General features: G+C 68.0%; 12 protein-coding genes. 7 read left to right on the forward strand and 5 right to left on the reverse strand.

The window, feature by feature from the left end:
• The coding region (locus TY25_RS32065) for a SpoIID/LytB domain-containing protein (protein ID WP_052383341.1) at nt 1-1217 on the reverse strand (1217 nt) is incomplete at its 3' end.
• A 331-nt stretch (nt 1218-1548) separates the two neighbouring features.
• On the opposite strand from TY25_RS32065, the gene TY25_RS32070 reads away from it, so the two are divergent.
• Nucleotides 1549-4212 carry an N-acetylmuramoyl-L-alanine amidase gene (locus TY25_RS32070; protein ID WP_042262512.1) on the forward strand — a complete coding sequence of 888 codons (2664 nt, stop codon included), beginning with the start codon at nt 1549-1551 and terminating at the stop codon, nt 4210-4212.
• Nucleotides 4213-4390: 178 nt separating this feature from the next.
• Here TY25_RS32070 and TY25_RS32075 read toward each other — a convergent pair whose 3' ends face one another.
• The 3 genes from TY25_RS32075 to TY25_RS32085 form a co-directional block, all read right to left on the reverse strand.
• Nucleotides 4391-5191, reverse strand: a complete 801-nt coding sequence (locus tag TY25_RS32075) for a Cof-type HAD-IIB family hydrolase (protein WP_041562323.1) — start codon at nt 5189-5191, stop codon at nt 4391-4393.
• Between the two features lie 212 nt (nt 5192-5403).
• Nucleotides 5404-6081 carry a response regulator gene (locus TY25_RS32080; protein ID WP_042262514.1) on the reverse strand — a complete coding sequence of 226 codons (678 nt, stop codon included), beginning with the start codon at nt 6079-6081 and terminating at the stop codon, nt 5404-5406.
• Nucleotides 6082-7266 (reverse strand): sensor histidine kinase, encoded by a 1185-nt coding sequence (locus TY25_RS32085; protein WP_042262515.1) that lies wholly within the window; start codon nt 7264-7266, stop codon nt 6082-6084.
• A 226-nt stretch (nt 7267-7492) separates the two neighbouring features.
• On the opposite strand from TY25_RS32085, the gene TY25_RS32090 reads away from it, so the two are divergent.
• Nucleotides 7493-8992 (forward strand): alpha/beta hydrolase, encoded by a 1500-nt coding sequence (locus tag TY25_RS32090; RefSeq protein ID WP_052383336.1) that lies wholly within the window; start codon nt 7493-7495, stop codon nt 8990-8992.
• Here the strand turns inward: TY25_RS32090 and TY25_RS32095 are convergent.
• Complete coding sequence (locus tag TY25_RS32095) at nt 8989-10023, reverse strand: hypothetical protein (protein WP_042262518.1); 1035 nt, start codon at nt 10021-10023, stop codon at nt 8989-8991. The genes TY25_RS32090 and TY25_RS32095 overlap by 4 nt on opposite strands.
• Before the next feature lie 157 nt (nt 10024-10180).
• Here TY25_RS32095 and TY25_RS32100 point away from each other — a divergent pair, with 157 nt between their 5' ends.
• The 5 genes from TY25_RS32100 (at nt 10181) to TY25_RS32120 (ending at nt 17336) form a co-directional block, all read left to right on the forward strand.
• Nucleotides 10181-11158 (forward strand): ABC transporter permease, encoded by a 978-nt coding sequence (locus tag TY25_RS32100; protein ID WP_014980951.1) that lies wholly within the window; start codon nt 10181-10183, stop codon nt 11156-11158.
• Complete coding sequence (locus TY25_RS32105) at nt 11155-12075, forward strand: ABC transporter permease (RefSeq protein WP_042262520.1); 921 nt, start codon at nt 11155-11157, stop codon at nt 12073-12075. The genes TY25_RS32100 and TY25_RS32105 overlap by 4 nt, the downstream gene beginning before the upstream one ends.
• Complete coding sequence (locus TY25_RS32110; protein ID WP_042262522.1) at nt 12072-13919, forward strand: ABC transporter ATP-binding protein; 1848 nt, start codon at nt 12072-12074, stop codon at nt 13917-13919. Before TY25_RS32105 ends, TY25_RS32110 begins: the two co-directional genes overlap by 4 nt.
• Nucleotides 13920-13932: 13 nt before the next feature.
• Nucleotides 13933-15621, forward strand: coding sequence for an ABC transporter family substrate-binding protein (locus TY25_RS32115; RefSeq protein WP_042262524.1), 1689 nt, complete (start codon nt 13933-13935; stop codon nt 15619-15621).
• A gap of 65 nt (nt 15622-15686) precedes the next feature.
• Nucleotides 15687-17336, forward strand: a complete 1650-nt coding sequence (locus TY25_RS32120) for an ABC transporter family substrate-binding protein (RefSeq protein ID WP_042262527.1) — start codon at nt 15687-15689, stop codon at nt 17334-17336.
• Nucleotides 17337-17344 lie beyond the last annotated feature (8 nt).

Genomic DNA, 17344 nt, shown 5'->3' on the forward strand with positions numbered 1-17344 from the left:
GTCGGCGCGGCGGTGCCGCCCGGCCAGGTCGCGGGCGCCGTGGGCGGGGTGCCGCCGGTCGGCGCGGACTCGTGCGCGACCGGGTCCGGCACCAGTTGCAGCAGCGTGGTGAAGTCGACGACCTGCGCGCCGAGCGTCTCGGTCGAGATGATGACGCCGTTGGTGAACATGCGGTAGGTGCCCGCGTTCTCGGGCAGGACCATCTCCGGGCCGAGCGGTGTGCCCACCGCGCTCGCCGCGCCGCCGATCCGCCGGTACTCGACATCGATCGCCGATTCCCCGACGGCCGTCTGCGTGCGTGGATCTATCGGCGGCACAACCACATTCGGCGCGAGATCGGTCAGGGCCGGTCCGACCTCGAAGGTATAGATATCGGCGGGTTCGCCACCGCCGGGCGCGGAGGAGTACTCCGACCGCAGAATTCGCCCGTCCCGCACCATGACCGTGCCCGCCGTCGTGGCGATCGCGGCGGCCGCGCGTGGATCCTCTTTGTCCGTACCGGGATACACCTGGCAGTCGGTGGTGTCACAGCTCTGCGCGTACGGATAACGGTGCTCCGCAAGCACATACGAGCGCGCCGCGATCGCCTGCGCGCGCAGCGCCTCGTTCGCACCCTTGTCCGCCCAGTTGGCCTGCACCTCGGCCGGGACGACCCCCAGCAGGTAGTCCTCCACATCGACCCGGTTGACCGTGCGCGCCGCCCCGTTCTCGTCCGCCAAGCCGAGCGCACCCCGGTACGCCGAGCCGCCGCACAGCGTGAGATGTTCGGCGGCAGGACGATTCGGGCCGGGATCGACGGGATGGATCCACGGATCCTCGGTCGCGGCCTGCCACAGCACTTCGCCGTCACAGCCGACGGTCACCACGACGTTCGCACCGCCACCCGGCAGCAGTGTGAGGTGCGCGGCCTGCCCCGGCTCGACGAATTGCCCGGCGACGCGCAGGCCCGCGCCCGAGAAGGCGTCGAGGGTGGAGTCGTCCTGAGCGGTGAGCCGGATGCCGACGGTGGTTGCCGCAATGGTGCCGAGCTTCGCGCCCGGATAGTAGTAGTCGAGGATGCGTTCGGCCGTCCACCCCTCCTGGGCGTTCGCCAGCGCGCCGAGCTGGCTCATGCCACGGCCGTGACCGGGCCCGGCCACGGTGCGATACGGCGACTCCCCCGGCGCGGACCAGAGCAGCAGCAGCGTGGCGACGGCCGAGCCCGCCACGCCCGTCACGAGCACTCTTCGCAGCGTTATCGCAGGTGACAGGCCCGGTCGTCGCCGGACGAAACGACCTCGCGTGCCACGCGCGAATTTCACCCGCGTTTGTGCTCCCCCCGTGCGCTGTGCCGTTTCGCGTCGCATCCGTTCACTCCCACGGTTTTCCAGGGCCGGGCGGATTCGATACCTGTCGGCATGTCGTTCCATCCGGCCACAATCCGAGAGCTACATTCGAGCAATCACATAATCCTCAACAAGAGGTTTAGATATGTGACAGTTGTGACTATTGTGATCGTTGATACATCAGGAAGCAACCCTGTTCGACACGATCACTGGTTCGACCTGAATGGAGAAGCTCGTGCCGTACCGCAAACCGAAACGTTCCTACGTCCTCCCGGTTGTCACCACCCTTGCGGTAGCGGCCCCGCTCGCGGTGCTCACGATGAGCGACTCGTCCGAATATCGGCAGACCACCGACACCGAACTCGCCGCCGTACCGGCGCAACTCGCCGAGGTGGTGCTGAATTCGGCGCCCGACATCGTGCTGCCGTTGCGTGAACTGACCGGACTGGACCTGCCCGACCTGCGCCTGTCCGACCTGCGGATGCTGCCGCTGCCCGCGTCCATCCGAATCCCCGAGGGCCTACCGCTGCCACCTGGCGTGCAGCTACCCAAGGAGATCCCCCTACCCAAGCTGAACGGCCCCGCCGCTCCCGGACAGGCCACCGCGCCGGGCCAGCCCGCCGCTCCCCGCCCCGGACAGGCCACCACACCTGGTCAGACACAGGTACCAGGACAGGCCGCCACGCCCGGCCAGATTCCGCTTCCCGCGCAAGCCGCGACCCCGGGGCAAACACCACCTCCCGGACAGGCCGCAGCACCCGGGCCAGTGCCGCAAGCCACCGCATCGGGACAAACACCAATTCCAGCGCAGGCCGCAGCTCCCGGACAGACGCCGCAAGTCACCGCGCCGGGCCAAACACCGCTTCCTGCGCAGGCCGCTGCCCCCGGGCCAGCGCCGCAGGCCACAGTTCCGGGGCAAACACCGCTTCCGGCACAGAGTTCAGCGCCGGGCCAGATCGCGCAATCTCCCGCGCAGGCCGAAGCTCCCGGACAGACGCCGTTGCCCGGATCGAACGTCCCAGTTCAGAGCCCAGTTCCCGCTCCCGCGTCAGCTGATGCGGCGGGCGCGCGGTTCATCGCCGATCCCAGCCATCTGCCGCCGGGCACCACGCCCGACACGCCCGCGCTGGCTCCCGGCGCGGTCCCGCCCGAGCTGACCGATCAGGTCGGCGCGCAGGTGAAGGAGGTATCGCGGGACACGCCGTTCAGCGTCGTCGCCCTCACCTCGAAGGATCTGGCGAACACCAAGGCGCTGATCCGGGCCCGGCAGGCCGACGGCAGCTGGGGTCCGTGGTTCGACACCGAAGAGGTCGACACCCGCCGCACCGATCGCACCGCCGCCGGCGGCAAGACCGGCACCGAACCGCTCTACGTCGGCACCACCAACGCGGTGCAGATGCTGGTCACCCGCAAGCCCGCCGTGGCGACGACACCGGAAGACACCCTCGCCCCCGTCACGCCCGCACGCTCGGACGATCCCGCGCAGATGTCCGCGCTCGACCTCACCGCCGTACTCATCGATCCGGGCCGCGGCGCCATCGACGGCGCGCTGCACAAGGTCGCCGAGGCGCTGCCCAGCGGCGGTCCCGCCGTGATCAGCCGCGCCGGCTGGGGTGCGGACGAAAACATCCGCTGCGAGGAACCCACCTACGACGACGGTCCCGGCGGCGACGGCCTCGGCGGAATCACCGTGCACCACACCGCGGGCCGTAACGACTACTCTCCTGAGGAATCCGCGGGCATCGTCCGCGCGATCTACACCTATCACGCACAGACCTTGGGCTGGTGCGATATCGGCTACAACGCGCTGGTCGACAAGTACGGCCAGATCTTCGAGGGCCGCGCGGGCGGTCTCACCCGCGCGGTGCAGGGCGCGCACGCGGGCGGGTTCAACGAGAACACCGCGGGTGTCGCGCTGATGGGCAACCACGAATCCGAGCCGCCGAGCGAGGCGGCGATCAACGCCATCGGCAACTTCATCGGCTGGCGCTCGAAGATCGCGCACCTCGACCCGACCGGCTACACCACGATGTACTCCGAAGGCACCGAATTCACCTCCTACGCCATGGGTCAGGCGGTGCAACTGCCCATCGTGTTCGCCCATCGCGACGTCGGCAACACCTCGTGCCCCGGCGACGCCGCCTACGACATGATGGATCGGATCCGGGGCATCGCCGCGGGTGTCGCGGGCGGTGCCGGGCTCGCCGACAGCGGGAACAGCACCGACAGCTACGCCGACAACGGCACCGGCACCGGCACCGAGCAGAGCCAGGCGGCGCCGGCCGCACCTCAGGCCGCGCCACGCAACAAGCCAGACCTCGCCGCGCTGGCCGCGCTCACCAAGAAGCTGCTCGCCATGGTCGACCAGAACCCGATCGCCAAGCACTGGGCCGCCAAGGGTGGCGCGGCCGGACCGCTCGGCGCGCCGCAAACCGAACCGATGACCGCCGCGCAGGGACGGCAGTACGCCAAGTTCGCCAACGGCTACGTCTACGCCGCGCCGGACGGCAAGGTCATCGAGGTGCTCGGCAAGATCCTCGACCGCTTCCTCCAACTCGGCGGCGACGCAGGCGTTCTCGGCATCCCGCAGAGCGACGCCTACACCGTCCCCAACGGCCTGCGCTCGGACTTCGAACACGGCTCCCTGATCCTGAACCAGGCGACCGGGATCGTCACCACGGTGTGGAAGACGTTCAACGACACCTACCAGCAGGAGGCGAGTCGCCCCGCGCCGGGCCAGGGGGCTGCTCCCGCAGGTGCTCCGGCACCAGCTCGCGCCGCTGCACCTGCACCTGCACCTGCACCTGCACCTGCTCCGGCCCCCGAGGGACTGCAATTCCCGTCCCCGGCCGACTTCCTCCCACCGGAGCCTGCGCCAGTAGGCTGACACCACTCGACCCCGACTGCGGAGCCCGCCACCCGTGACCTCGTCACCCGCGGCGGGCTCCGATAATATTGGCACCCAGTTCATTCCGGGACGGCAACAGGCGAGATTCGCATCATGCGAGCGGGGCTTTCGGTCAGCGGGCGCGTTGCCGATGGCGCGCGACTGGTGCGGAACGGGGTCAGACCCACCAGCGTTCGAGGACGCGGGCGACGCCGTCGTCACGGTTGGATTGGGCGACTTCGTTTGCGGCGGCGAGGGTTTCGGGGTGAGCGTTGGCCATGGCGACACCGTGGCCGGCCATGGTGAGCATCGGGACATCGTTGGGCATGTCGCCGAACGCGATGATGTTGGCGGATTCGACACCGAGCCGCTGCGCGACGACCGCCAGACCGGAAGCTTTCGTGACACCCGGCGCGGACAGTTCGATCAGACCGTGTTCGGTGGAGTAGGTGATATCGGCGCGTTCACCGATCAGCGGGGCGAGCACCGTGCGCATGTCCGAGCTGCGCGCCCCGGGTAGTCGGATCAGCATCTTGATCGCCGGCGCGTCGATGACCTCGTCCCGGGCCACCGACGTGTCGTCCGGGTTCAGCCAGGCGTGCTCGTACAGCGGCGAGCTGACGAATTGCGGGGTGACCGCGTCGTGCGCGCTCGCCCCGACCCGTTCGGCCGCGAGACCACAGCCGGGCAGCGCCTCCTCGGCCAGGTCCGCGATCCAGGACAGCGTGTCCACGTCCAGCGTCATGCTGGTCAGCACCCGGTCGGTCGCGCTGTCGTAGATCACCGCCCCATTGCCGCACACGCACAGCGGCGCGTAGCCGAGCCCGTCCACCACCGGGTCGATCCAGCGCGGGGGGCGTCCGGTGGCGAGCACGAACGGCACACCGTCGCCGATCAGCGCGTCCACCGCGGCCTTCGTGCGCGCGGTGACCCGCTCGTCGTGATCGATGAGGGTGCCGTCCACATCGGTGGCCACCATCTTCGGCTTGGGCAGGTGCAAGTGGGTCACCTATTCCATCCTGCCGGACAACCGTCCCCCAGGTGACCCGGTACCACCGGTTGATACTCACCAGTAGGCCGCGCACCCTCGACACCGGCCTCAGCGACCCGAACTCCACGAACCGGTCCCGACCTGTCCAGCCGGGCCGGACGGGTTGCCTTGTGGGGTGGCACCGCTGAGCGGCTGCCTGGTCACTGTTCTGCGTCGCGGACCAACAGCGCGATCTGTACTCGATTAGCGACACCCAGTTTGGTGAACAGGTTGCCGGTGTGTGCCTTGACGGTGGCGACGGTGACCTTCAGCCGGGCGGCGATCTCCGGGTTGCCCAGCCCGTCCGCGATGGCGCGCGCGGTGTCGAGTTCGCGTTCGGACAGGGCAGCCAGTCGTTTCCGCGCGACGTCGCGGGCGGCGCTGCGGGCCTCGGCGGACCCCGGTCCGGTGGCCGCGGCGATCACCCGCGCCGTGACCGTGGGGGACAGCACGGGGTTGCCCGCCGCGACGGTGCGCACCGCGTCGGCGATCCGGGCGGGCGGAGTGTCTTTGAGTACGAAGCCGAGCGCCCCGGCGCGTAGGGCACCGAGTACCAGCTCGTCGGAGTCGAAGGTAGTCAGCATGAGGACCGCCGGCGCACCCGGCACGCCGCGCAGGTACCGGGCGGTGTCGACACCGTCGCGGCCGGGCATCCGCACATCCATCAGCACGACGTCCGGTCGCTGTTCGGCCACCACCTCGATCGCGGTGTCCCCGTCGGCGGCTTCCGCGACGACGGTCAGGTCCGGCTCGCCGTCGATGACGAGTCGTAGGGCCATCCGCACCAGCTGGTCGTCGTCGACGATGACGACGCGCACCGTCTCCTGTTCATTGCGCACTCATGCTCGTTTCTCGTGGTCGTGCCCCGGCCAGGGAAGTTGGGCGGTGAGGACGTACCCGTTGTCGCAGGTGCGACGGTGGTCGAGTGTTCCGCCGGCGAGGGTGATTCGTTCGGCGAGGCCGAGGAGACCGAAGCCCGAGGCCGGTGGCCGGGCGACGGCGGTCGCGGCCGCCGAATTGCGCACGCTGACGTGCAGTTCACCGCCGGGCGCCCCGGCTACGGTGATGTGCACCTGCGCGGCCGGGGCATGTTTCGCGGCGTTGGTCAGCCCTTCCTGAATTACCCGATAACCGGTCCGTCCGACGGTCTCGGGTGGGGTGGCGCTGACCGTGCTGGTGAGCGTGACGTCCAAGCCCGACGATCGGGCGTCGGCCACCAGCTCCGAGATCCGGTCCAGGGTGGGTTGCGGTGGTTCGGGGCGGTCGGGGTCGGCGCGCAGGACGCCGAGGACGTCGCGGAGTTCTTCCAGTGCTTGGCGGGAACCGTCGGCGATCCCGCGGATCAGTGTGCGCTTCTCCTCGGCTGCGAGATCGTCACGGTGATCCAGCACGCCGGCTTGCATGGCGACCAGCGAAATCCGGTGCGCGAGCACATCGTGCATTTCGCGGGCGATCCGGTTGCGTTCGGTGGCCTGTGCTTGCGCCGCCCGGGCGGCCTGTTCGCGTTCCGCGCTGTCGGCGCGGTCCCGCAGCGATCGCACTTCGACGCGACGCGCGTCGATGGCCACACCGGTTGCCACCGCGATCCCCGCGCTCGCCAGTGGCAGCACGAGTTGCAGCCAGACCGGAGCGGCCGGCATGCCGATCGGATAGAGGTCTTCGGCGAACTGCGCCGCGGCCACGAACGCCGCGACGACCACTCCGATCTCGACCGGACGACGGCGGGTGGACAGCGAACACAGTGCCAGCAGCGCGGCCCCGGTGGCGAGCGCCGACGCGGCCGAGGCGATCACGACCACCAGGGCGACGGCGAACGGGAACCGCCGCCGCCACAGCAGTACCGTCAGGCAGCCGAGCGCGATCAGCGGATCACCGGTGACGAACCAGGAACACGTATCGGCTGTGCAGCCCGCCGGCAGCGTCGTGGCGACGGCGAGCCAGAAGGCGGTGCCGAGTACCGCTGCCGCCATCAGCCGCCAGGCCTGCTGCCATACCCCGAGTCGTGCGGCGCCGTCGGTGTCCACCCGGTCATTATCGCGACATCGACCGGCCGGAAGCAGCAGCCCAGCGGCTGATGTGGGCTCGACCCGGGGCGAATCGCCGCCTCGACTTTCGTCGAATCTTATTGCCGTCTCCGGAGCGATGTGTCGGCGAGACCGGCTCGACAGACTCGTTCAGGTACCAGCCGGACACGAGCCGAACGGACAGCTTCCTCGTGTTTGGCGCCATGTCGTCAAGGAGTAGCAGCGGATGAATCGACAACGGACCTGGAGCCTGCTGGCCGTTCTCGGTCTCACCGGAGCGTTGGTCGCGGCGCTCATCGTGGTCGCGGAGCCGGCCGAAGACCAAGCAGCACAGGTGCAGTGGGGCGCGTGCCCGGACGGGGTCGAAGATCCCGCGGCCGGGCCGGCCCAGTTGCAGTGCGCCACCGTCACGGCGCCCTTGAACTACCGCGAGCCCGCGGACGCGCAGATCGAGATCATGATCTCCCGGCTGGCGAGCAAGAACCCGGACAAGCGTCGCGGAGTGCTGTTGCTCAACCCCGGTGGTCCGGGTGGCGCCGGGTTGGACCAGCCCGAGTTCCTGGCTGCGCACGGGCTGCCCGCCGAGGTGCTGGACAGCTACGACGTGATCGGTATCGATACCCGCGGGGTAGGCCATTCGGCACCGGTGAGCTGCGGGTTCACCGATGATCAGGTGTACTTCGGCAATATCCCGCCGTATGCGGTGAACGATGCGGCGGTCACCGAGCGGGCCAAGGTCGCGCGGGGGGTCGCCGAGCAGTGCGCGGCCAACGACCACGAGGGCCGGTTGCGGTACGTGTCGACCGCGAATATGGCCCGTGACCTGGACCGGATCCGGGAGGCGCTCGGTGCGGACAAAGCCAGCTTCCTCGGCTACTCCTACGGAACCGCGCTGGGTGCCGCCTACGCCTCGATGTTCCCGCAGCGGGCCGACCGCATCGTGCTCGACAGCAATATCGGCGACACCTATCTCGACCACGACGGGATGCGCCTGTACGGCCGCGGCATGGAAGAGACGTTTCCCGACTTCGCCGCATGGGCCGCCGCCCGCCACGACACCTACGGGCTGGGCCGCACACCGGACGAGGTGCGACGGACGTACTTCACCCTCGCCGAGCGACTCGACGCGAACCCGGTGGACGGGATGGACGGCAACCTTTTCCGGTTCGGCACCTTCTTCACGCTCTATCGCCCGGCGTTGTACGCGTCGGCGGCCGAAAGCTGGAAATCGCTGCTCGAAACCGGACGACCCGGACCCGCGAGCGGGCGGCCACCGGGTACCGGCGCGGCTTCGCCGAACGATAACGCCTGGTCCGTCTTTCTGGCTGTTACCTGCAACGATATCGAGTGGCCGGAGGACGTCCAGGCATACCACCGTGCCGTCGCCGAGGACCGGGAACGGTACCCGCTCTACGGTGCGGCCACCGCGAACGTCATGCCCTGCGCCTACTGGAAACTCGGGCCGTCCGAGCCGCCGGTGCGGATCGACGACAGCGGCCCGGCCGATGTGCTGATCGTGCAGAACCAGCGAGACCCGGTCACCCCGCTACGCGGCGGCGAGCTGCTCGACGAGAAGTTCGGTCGACGGTCCCGGTTGGTCACGGTCGACGGGAGTGGACACGGGGTCTATGTGCTCGGTGCCAACCGCTGCGCGTCCGACGTCGTCACCAGCTACCTGGTGGACGGCATCATGCCCGAACACGACACGACCTGCCCCGCGGGCTAGGCGGAGGGTGGGTGCCCGACCGTGCCGTCCGAGTCCGGGGAGGGCAGCGCGGGTTTCGCGAAAGACGGCTGCTGCCAAGCCGAATCGTCGTGCTGCGCCGGGGAATCGGATCGGGCTCGCGGGACCGCTGTGGATTGGCCGTCGTGCGGCGCAGTGCCCCACGTTGTGGGCGGGGTTTGGCCCGTCGGAGCTTCGACACCGGGTGTGGGGACGGCTCGGGTTGCGGCTTCCGGTGCTCCCCAGCTCGGTTGCCCGTGGGCGGGCGGCTGGTCGGAGGGTGTGGGAGCCCCGTCCGGGGGCGGGGTTGGGCTGTTCGGCGCCGGGACGGCCCAAGGAGAGTGGGCGGCTTGGTTTCCCGGCGCGCCCCAGGCGGGTTGCTCGCCCGGGGTCGGTATCGCGGGTGTGGCCTGCCAATTGGGTTGGGGTTGGGCTGGGTTGGGGTAGGGAGGCTGCCACGGCTGCGGGGGCCAGGGCGCGCCTTGGGGTGCGGCGTAGGGATAAGCGGCCGGGGTGTGGGCGAGCCAGCGGGTGGTGGCGGGTACCAACGCGAGGGCGGCGGTGCCGATGGGGAAGAGCAAGCCGACGAGTCCGCTGATGCCGGTGCTCACGCCGAGGGAACTGTCCCACGAGCCGCCCGCGGATTGGACGAGGGCGAACGAGACGATGCCGAGGACGATCACCGCGGCGCAGCCGACCACGACGAGCATCCGGCCGAACTGTTTGCGGCGCAACAGGGCGATCGCGCCGACGCCGAGCAGCACCGCGGTCACCATTGCCGACACCCCGCTGATGAGGGCGAAAGTCCGGTACCAACTCTGCCCCAGCAGTCCGGTGGCATCGTATTCGCCGAGTTCATGGCCGATATCGATGAGCCCGAACACCAGGTTCACCGCGCCGCCGAGTAATTGCCCGACCGCGCCGACACACGCGAGCACACCCGCGGTGATCGCGGTCGCGCCACCGGGCGCAGGCACAACGCCCGGATAGCCGGGATACGGGTTGTAGCCGCTGGGATATTGCGGTGACACCATGACTCCCCCTCAGCGGAAAACCCCGCACATGTCTGTGCCGCACAGAATAAAGGACATGCCCGAACGGCACGTGCCACGCGCGTTCGGGTCGACGTCCTTATGATCAGGGGCTAATACTCGTCGCTGGTCCGTCCAGCCGAAAGACACACGAGGACTGATGACCGGCTTCCTGCTACGACGCGCGCTTCACTATGTCGTGCTGTTGCTGCTGGCGTCGTTCCTGACCTTCAGCCTGGCGTCGTTGACGTTCCGGCCGCTGGACAGTCTGGAACAACGCAATCCGCGCCCGCCGCAGGCGGTGATCGACGCCAAGGCCGAGGAGTTACATCTCAACGACCCGATCCCGCAGCGCTATCTCACCTGGCTCAAAGGGATTCCGCAAGGCGATTTCGGGAAGACCCTGGCCGGTCAGCCGGTGAGCGCGGAGTTGCCGCGCCGGGTGGCGGTGAGTCTGCGGTTGCTGATCATCGGTTCCCTGGTCGGCACGGTGCTCGGTGTCCTGATCGGTGCGGCCGGCGCGATCCGGCAATACAAATTCAGCGACTACTTCACCACGATCATCTCGCTACTGGTCCTCAGCACGCCGGTGTTCTTGCTCGCGACATTGCTGAAATACGGTGCACTGGAAATAAATTCGCTCACCGGCGCGCAGATTTTCCTCTATACCGGGGAAACGTCGGCGAACCGGATCGATGGATTCTGGCCGCAGTTGCTCGACCGGTTGCAACATCTCGTGCTGCCGACGGCGGGCCTGGCACTGGGCGCCATGGCGGGCTACAGCCGCTATCAGCGCAACGCCATGCTCGACGTGCTGCAGAGCGATTTCATCCGCACCGCCCGCGCGAAGGGCCTCACCCGCAGCAAGGCGCTGTACAAGCACGGTCTGCGCACGGCGCTGATCCCGATGGCGACGCTGTTCGCCTACAGCCTGCTCGGCCTGATCACCGGTGCGACGTTCACCGAGAAGATCTTCGGCTGGCACGGGGTCGGCGAGTGGCTCGTCGATTCGATCAACGCCCAGGACCTGTACCCGGTGGTCACGGTGACCGCGTTCGCCGGATTGGTGGTGCTGGTCTCGGGCCTGCTCTCCGATATCGTGCTGGCCCTGCTGGATCCGAGGGTGCGAGTTTCATGACAGAAGCGGAAATCATTGTTCAAGGCGCACCCGAGCCCGCTGCGGCGGGCCGGCGCAAACTGGTGTGGCGCCGGTTCCTGCGCAACAAGCCGGCCGTGGTCGGCGGCGTGATCCTGATCCTGCTGTTCGTCGCGAGTTTCGCGCTGCCGCCGCTGCTGAAGTACGACTACCAGCAGCTGGACTACACCGCGCTGCTCAAGCCGCCGAGCGCCAAGCACCCGTTCGGCACCACGCAGATCGGCCAGGACGTGCTCGCCCAGACGCTGCGCGGTATGCAGAAGTCGCTGGTGATCGGCCTGTGTGTGGCCGTGATCTCCACCGTCATCGCCGCGACGGCGGGGGCGACGGCCGGGCTGCTCGGCGGCTGGACCGATCGCGCGATCATGTGGCTGGTCGATCTGCTGCTCGTGGTGCCCAGCTTCATCATCGTCGCGCTGTTCGCGCCGCGCACGAAGGGCAGCGGGTCGATCCTGCTGCTCATCCTGTTGCTCAGCGTGTTCGGCTGGATGATCAGCGCGCGCATCGTGCGCGGTCTCACGTTGAGTCTGCGCGACCGCGAATTCGTCAGAGCCGCAAGATATATGGGCGCGCCGACGCGCACGGTCATCGTCAGCCACATCCTGCCGAACATCGCCTCGATCCTGATCATCGACACCACGCTGGCGGTGGGCGCGGCGATCATGGCCGAAACCGGGCTCAGCTTCCTCGGTTTCGGTGTGCAGCCGCCGGATGTCTCGCTCGGCTCGCTGATCGCCGCGGGCACCAAATCGGCGCTGACCTATCCGTGGCTGTTCCTGTTCGCCGGTGGCCTGTTGATCACCATCGTGTTGTGCGCCAACCTGGTCGGCGACGGACTGCGTGACGCGTTCGATCCCGGTGCCAAGCGGGCGCGCTCGAAGAAGAAGGCAAAACCATGACCGGGAACTTCACCGCGCCGCTGCTGGAGGTGACCGATCTGCGCGTCTCCTTCCCCAGCGAGGAGGGCCGCATCGAGGCGGTGCGCGGAGTCAACTACACGGTGTCCGACGGCGAAGTGCTCGCCATCGTGGGCGAATCCGGCTCCGGCAAGTCGGTGTCCTCGCTCGCGGTGATGGGGCTGCTGCCGGAGCAGGCCCGCATCGGCGGCTCGATCCGGCTGCGCGGCCGGGAGCTGCTCGGCCTGGGCGACCGCGAATTGTCCAGGCTGCGTGGCAGTTCCATCAGCATGGTGTTCCAGGATCCGCTGTCGGCGCTGACCCCGGTGTACCGGGTCGGCGAGCAGATCGCCGAAGCCCTGCTGGCCCACGGCAACCTGAGCAAGCCCGAGGCCGCGGCCAAAGCGGTGGAATTGCTCGGCCTGGTCGGTATCGGCGAACCCGAGGTGCGCGCCAAGGCGTTCCCGCACGAGTTCTCCGGCGGCATGCGCCAGCGCGTGGTCATCGCGATGGCGATCGCGAACGATCCGGCGCTGATCATCTGCGACGAACCGACCACGGCGCTGGACGTCACGGTGCAGAAGCAGATCCTGAATCTGCTGCGCAAGGCGCGCGATATCACCGGCGCGGGCGTCATCATGATCACCCACGACATGGGCATCGCGGCCACCCTGGCCGACCGGGTCGCGGTAATGTACGCCGGAAAGATCGTCGAAACTGCCTCCACCACCGCGCTTTTCAGTGCGCCGCGGATGCCGTACACGGTCGGCCTGCTCGGTTCCATCCCGCGGATGGACGGCCCCGCACGGTCGCCGCTCATCCCGATCGTCGGCTCGCCGCCTGCCATGCACGATCTGCCGCTGGGCTGCTCGTTCGCGCCGCGCTGCCCGATCGCGATCGACGAGTGCCGGGTCGCGGAGCCGCCGCTGGAGAAGACCAACCCCGGCCACGCCGCGGCCTGCATCCGCACCGCGGAGGTCGGCAGCGACGCGTTGTTCGAGGCCTACCGGCAGGAGGTGTCCGCGCCGGAGGCCGAGGCCGAGGTGAGCGATCGGGTAGTGCTGCGGGTCTCGGATCTGGTGAAGACCTTCCCGATCACCTCCGGCATCGTGTTCCGCCGCCGCAAGGGCGAGATCCGCGCGGTCGACGGGATCAGTTTCGAGATCCGGGAGGGTCGCACGCTCGCGCTGGTCGGTGAGTCCGGTTCCGGCAAATCGACCACGCTCACCCAGATTCTCGACCTGATCAGCCCGGAATCGGGCACGATCGAGATCATGGGCAGCGATGTCGCGTCCCTGAACAAGGCGCAGCGACGCGAGATCCGCCGGAAGATGCAGATCGTCTTCCAGGATCCGACCGCGTCGCTGGATCCGCGCCTGCCGATCTTCGACGCGCTGGCCGAGCCGATGCGCATCGACGGACGCCCGCGCGCCGAGATCGAGCGGCGCGTGCCGGAACTGCTCGAACAGGTGGGGCTGCGGCGCGAGCATGCCGAGCGCTACCCCGCCGACTTCTCCGGTGGTCAGAAGCAGCGCATCAGCATCGCCCGCGCGCTGGCGCTGGACCCGGAGATCCTGGTGCTGGACGAGCCGGTGTCCTCGCTGGACGTCTCCATTCAGGCCGGCGTGCTGAACCTGTTGCGCGACTTGCAGATCGAACGCGGCCTCTCCTACCTGTTCGTCTCGCACGACCTGTCCGTGGTGCGCAATCTGGCGCACGACATCGCGGTGATGTACCGCGGCAAGATCGTCGAATCCGGTGCCGCGGAACAGATTTTCGCGGCGCCGCGGCACGAGTACACCCGCGAGCTGATCGATGCGGTGCCCGTGCCGGCCGTCAGCCGATAGTTAGGGGAGCGCGATGAGGGTCCGATCGAGCCGAACACTGGCACCGCGCTGCGCGATCGCGTTGGTCGCGCTGACCCTCGTCGCGACGGGCTGCGGCGCGGACGACGGCGGCTCGGTCAGCGGGGTGACCAGCGCGCTGGGCAGCACCAGCGATATCAACCCGAAGGACCCCGCCGAGCTACGGGACGGTGGCAATCTGCGGCTGCCGACCACAGCATTTCCGGCGAACTGGAACACGCTGTCCATCGACGGCAACGACGGTGAGATCGCCGACATCGAACGGCCGTTGATGCCGCGCGCGTTCCACACGAACGCGGCCGGTGAGCTCACCATCAACAAGGACTACTTCACCGACGTCCAGCTCACCAGCACCGAGCCGCAGGTGGTCACCTACACGATCAATCCGAAAGCCGTGTGGTCCGACGGTAATCCGATCACCTGGGAGGACATCGCGGCGCAGGCGAAGGCGCTGGACGGCACCGACAAGCGCTATCTGATCGCCATCACCGTCGGCTTCGACCGGGTGGCCAAGGTGGAGCGCGGCGTCGACGACCGGCAGGCGGTCATCACCTTCGAGCAGCCGTTCACCGAGTGGCGTGGGCAGTTCGCCGGGAACATGTCGCTGTTCCCCAAGTCGGTCACGGCCGACCCGGAGACCTTCAACAAGGGTCTGGTCGACAACATGGGGCCGACCGCGGGTCCGTTCCTGGTCCAATCGACCGATCGCGGCCAGGGCCGGATCGTCTTGGGCCGCAACCCGAACTGGTGGGGCGACAAGCCCAAACTCGACACCATCACCTACAGCGTGCTCGACAGCACCGCCTGGGTGCAGGCCGTGCAGAACAACGAGCTCGACGCCGCACTGCTGCGCACCCTCGACGATGTGACCACGCTTCGGCGGTCCTCGGATGTCGCCATCCGGCGCGCACCCGGTAATCGCTGGCGCCACCTCACCTTCAACGGCGCGCCCGGCTCCATCCTCGCCGATCCCGCACTGCGCGTGGCGATCTCGAAGGCGATCGACCGGCAGGGCATCGCGAATGCGGTACAGAACGGGCTGGTGGAGCAGCCGAAACCGCTCAACAGCCACGTCTTCCTGGAAGGCCAGGCGGGCTACCAGGACAACAGCCTCGGCTTCGATCCGGCCGCCGCCGCAAAGGAACTCGACGCGCTCGGCTGGAAACTCAACGGCGACACCAGGGAAAAGGACGGCCGCAAGCTCGAGATCCGCGACGTCATGTACAAGGACGACGTCTGGGTGCAGATCGCGCAGATCATCCAGCAGAACCTGGCCCAGATCGGCGTCCGGCTGGTGATCGATACCAAGCCCGGCGCAGGCTATTTCACCGATGTCATCATCCCGGGCAACTTCGACGCCGCGCAGTTCATCTTCGTCGGTGACGCGTTCCCGTTCAGCAGCATTCCGCAGACCTACGGGTTCCATCCCGGCGACTGGCAGAACAACTTCGGCCAGATCGGCTCGCCGGAACTCAACGACCTCATCGATCGCACCCTGTCCGAACTGGACCCGAAGAAGGCGATCGAACTCGCCAACGAGGTGGACCGCAAGGTGTTCGAGGAGGGGCATTCGCTGCCGCTGACCCAGTCCGAAGGCAACTGGGGCGTGCGCGCCGATATCGCCAACTTCGGGTCACCGGGGCTGGCGTCGTACGACTACACCAAGATCGGATTTGTGAAGTGAGCCAAGCCGTATCCGGCCGGACCTCTCTGTGGAGACGTTCGGCCGCAACCCGATTCGCCGTTCCGATGGTCGCGCTCGGCCTGCTCGTCAGTGGTTGTGCAAGCACCGACGACGACGGCCACGCGCAAGGTGAGACGGGCGCGCTGAGCACGACCAACGACATCAACCCCAAGGGGCGCGACGAGTTACGCGACGGCGGCAACCTGCGGCTGGCGACATCGGCGATTCCGGAGAACTGGAACACGCTGTCCATCGACGGCAACGATGCCTCGATCAGCAGCATCCTGCGGCCCACCATGCCGCGCGCCTACCGGACCGATGCGGCGGGCAAGCTGACGATCGATACCGACTACTTCACCGACATCCAGCTCACCAGCACCAACCCGCAGGTCGTGACCTACACGATCAACCCGAAAGCGGTGTGGTCGGACGGATCGCCGATCACCTGGGAGGACATGCGATCTCAGGGCGCCGCGCTGAACGGTGCCGACAAGCAGTTCCTGGTCGCGCAGTCGTTCGGCTTCGACCGGGTGGCGAAGATCGAACGCGGTGCCGACGACCGGCAGGCCGTCATCACCTTCAAACAGCCCTACGCCGAATGGCAGGGGCAATTCGCCGGTGAGGCGTTCCTGTTCCACCGGTCGGTCACCGCGAACCCGGAAGCGTTCAACAAGAGCCTGATCGACGGCATCGAGCTCACCGCAGGCCCGTTCGTCGTGCAGTCGGTCGATCGCACCCAGCGCCGCGTGGTGCTCGGCCACAACCCGAACTGGTGGGGTGAGAAGCCGAAGCTCGACACCATCACCTTCAGCGTGCTCGACTCCGCCGCCATGATTCCCGCGTTGCAGAACAACGAAATCGACGCCGTCGGGCTCGGCACCATCGACGACGTGCGCACCGCGAAGAACACCCCCGGCATCGCGATCCGCCGGGCGACCAGCAACTTCTGGGGTCACCTGCGCTTCAACGGGGCACCCGGCGCCATCCTCGCCGATCGTCAACTGCGCATTGCGGTTTCGAAGGCGATCGACCGGCAGGGCATCGTCACCGCCATCCACAACGGGATGGTGGAGAATCCGAAACCGTTGAACAGCCACGTCTTTCTCGCCGGACAGGCCGGCTACCAAGACAATTCGGCGCCGATCGCCTACGACCCGGCCGCAGCCGCGCGGATGCTCGACGAACTCGGCTGGAAACTCAACGGCGACGTCCGGGAGAAGGACGGCCGCAAACTCGAGATCCGCGACGTCATGCTCAACAGCCAGGGCTGGGTCCAGATGGCGCAGATCATGCAGCAGAATCTGGCCCAGGTCGGCGTCAAACTGATCATCGACACCCGGCCCGCCCAGGGCCTGTTCACCGACGTCATCCGCCCGGGCAACTTCGACGTCGCCCAGTTCTCCCTGGTCGGCGACGCGTTCCCGATCGGCGATCTCGCCCAGGTGTTCGCGTACAACCCCGATGACCTGCAAGGCAATTACGGCCGCATCGGTTCGCCGGAACTCAACGCGCTCATCGAACGCACCGTCTCCGAACTCGATCCGCAGAAGGTGATCGAACTGGCCAACGAGGTCGACCGGAAGATCTTCGAAGAAGGGCATTCCCTGCCGCTCTACCAAACCCCCGGCAACGTCGGCGTCCGCGCCGAACTCGCCAACTACGGCGCGGCTGGACTGGCGTCTTACGACTACACCAAGATCGGTTTCGTCAAGTGACTACGCAG

Origin of the sequence: Nocardia brasiliensis NBRC 14402, assembly GCF_000308475.2 — a bacterium.
Taxonomy (GTDB): Bacteria; Actinomycetota; Actinomycetes; order Mycobacteriales; family Mycobacteriaceae; genus Nocardia; species Nocardia brasiliensis.

Bases quoted from the DNA above. Each gene is read 5' to 3' on its own strand.
- TY25_RS32070 (WP_042262512.1), top strand. From the start codon at position 1,549: ATGGAGAAGCTCGTGCCGTACCGCAAACCGAAACGTTCCTACGTCCTC.
- TY25_RS32075 (WP_041562323.1), bottom strand. From the start codon at position 5,191: ATGGTGGCCACCGATGTGGACGGCACCCTCATCGATCACGACGAGCGG.
- TY25_RS32090 (WP_052383336.1), top strand. From the start codon at position 7,493: ATGAATCGACAACGGACCTGGAGCCTGCTGGCCGTTCTCGGTCTCACC.
- TY25_RS32095 (WP_042262518.1), bottom strand. From the start codon at position 10,023: ATGGTGTCACCGCAATATCCCAGCGGCTACAACCCGTATCCCGGCTAT.
- TY25_RS32100 (WP_014980951.1), top strand. From the start codon at position 10,181: ATGACCGGCTTCCTGCTACGACGCGCGCTTCACTATGTCGTGCTGTTG.
- TY25_RS32105 (WP_042262520.1), top strand. From the start codon at position 11,155: ATGACAGAAGCGGAAATCATTGTTCAAGGCGCACCCGAGCCCGCTGCG.
- TY25_RS32110 (WP_042262522.1), top strand. From the start codon at position 12,072: ATGACCGGGAACTTCACCGCGCCGCTGCTGGAGGTGACCGATCTGCGC.
- TY25_RS32115 (WP_042262524.1), top strand. From the start codon at position 13,933: ATGAGGGTCCGATCGAGCCGAACACTGGCACCGCGCTGCGCGATCGCG.
- TY25_RS32120 (WP_042262527.1), top strand. From the start codon at position 15,687: ATGGTCGCGCTCGGCCTGCTCGTCAGTGGTTGTGCAAGCACCGACGAC.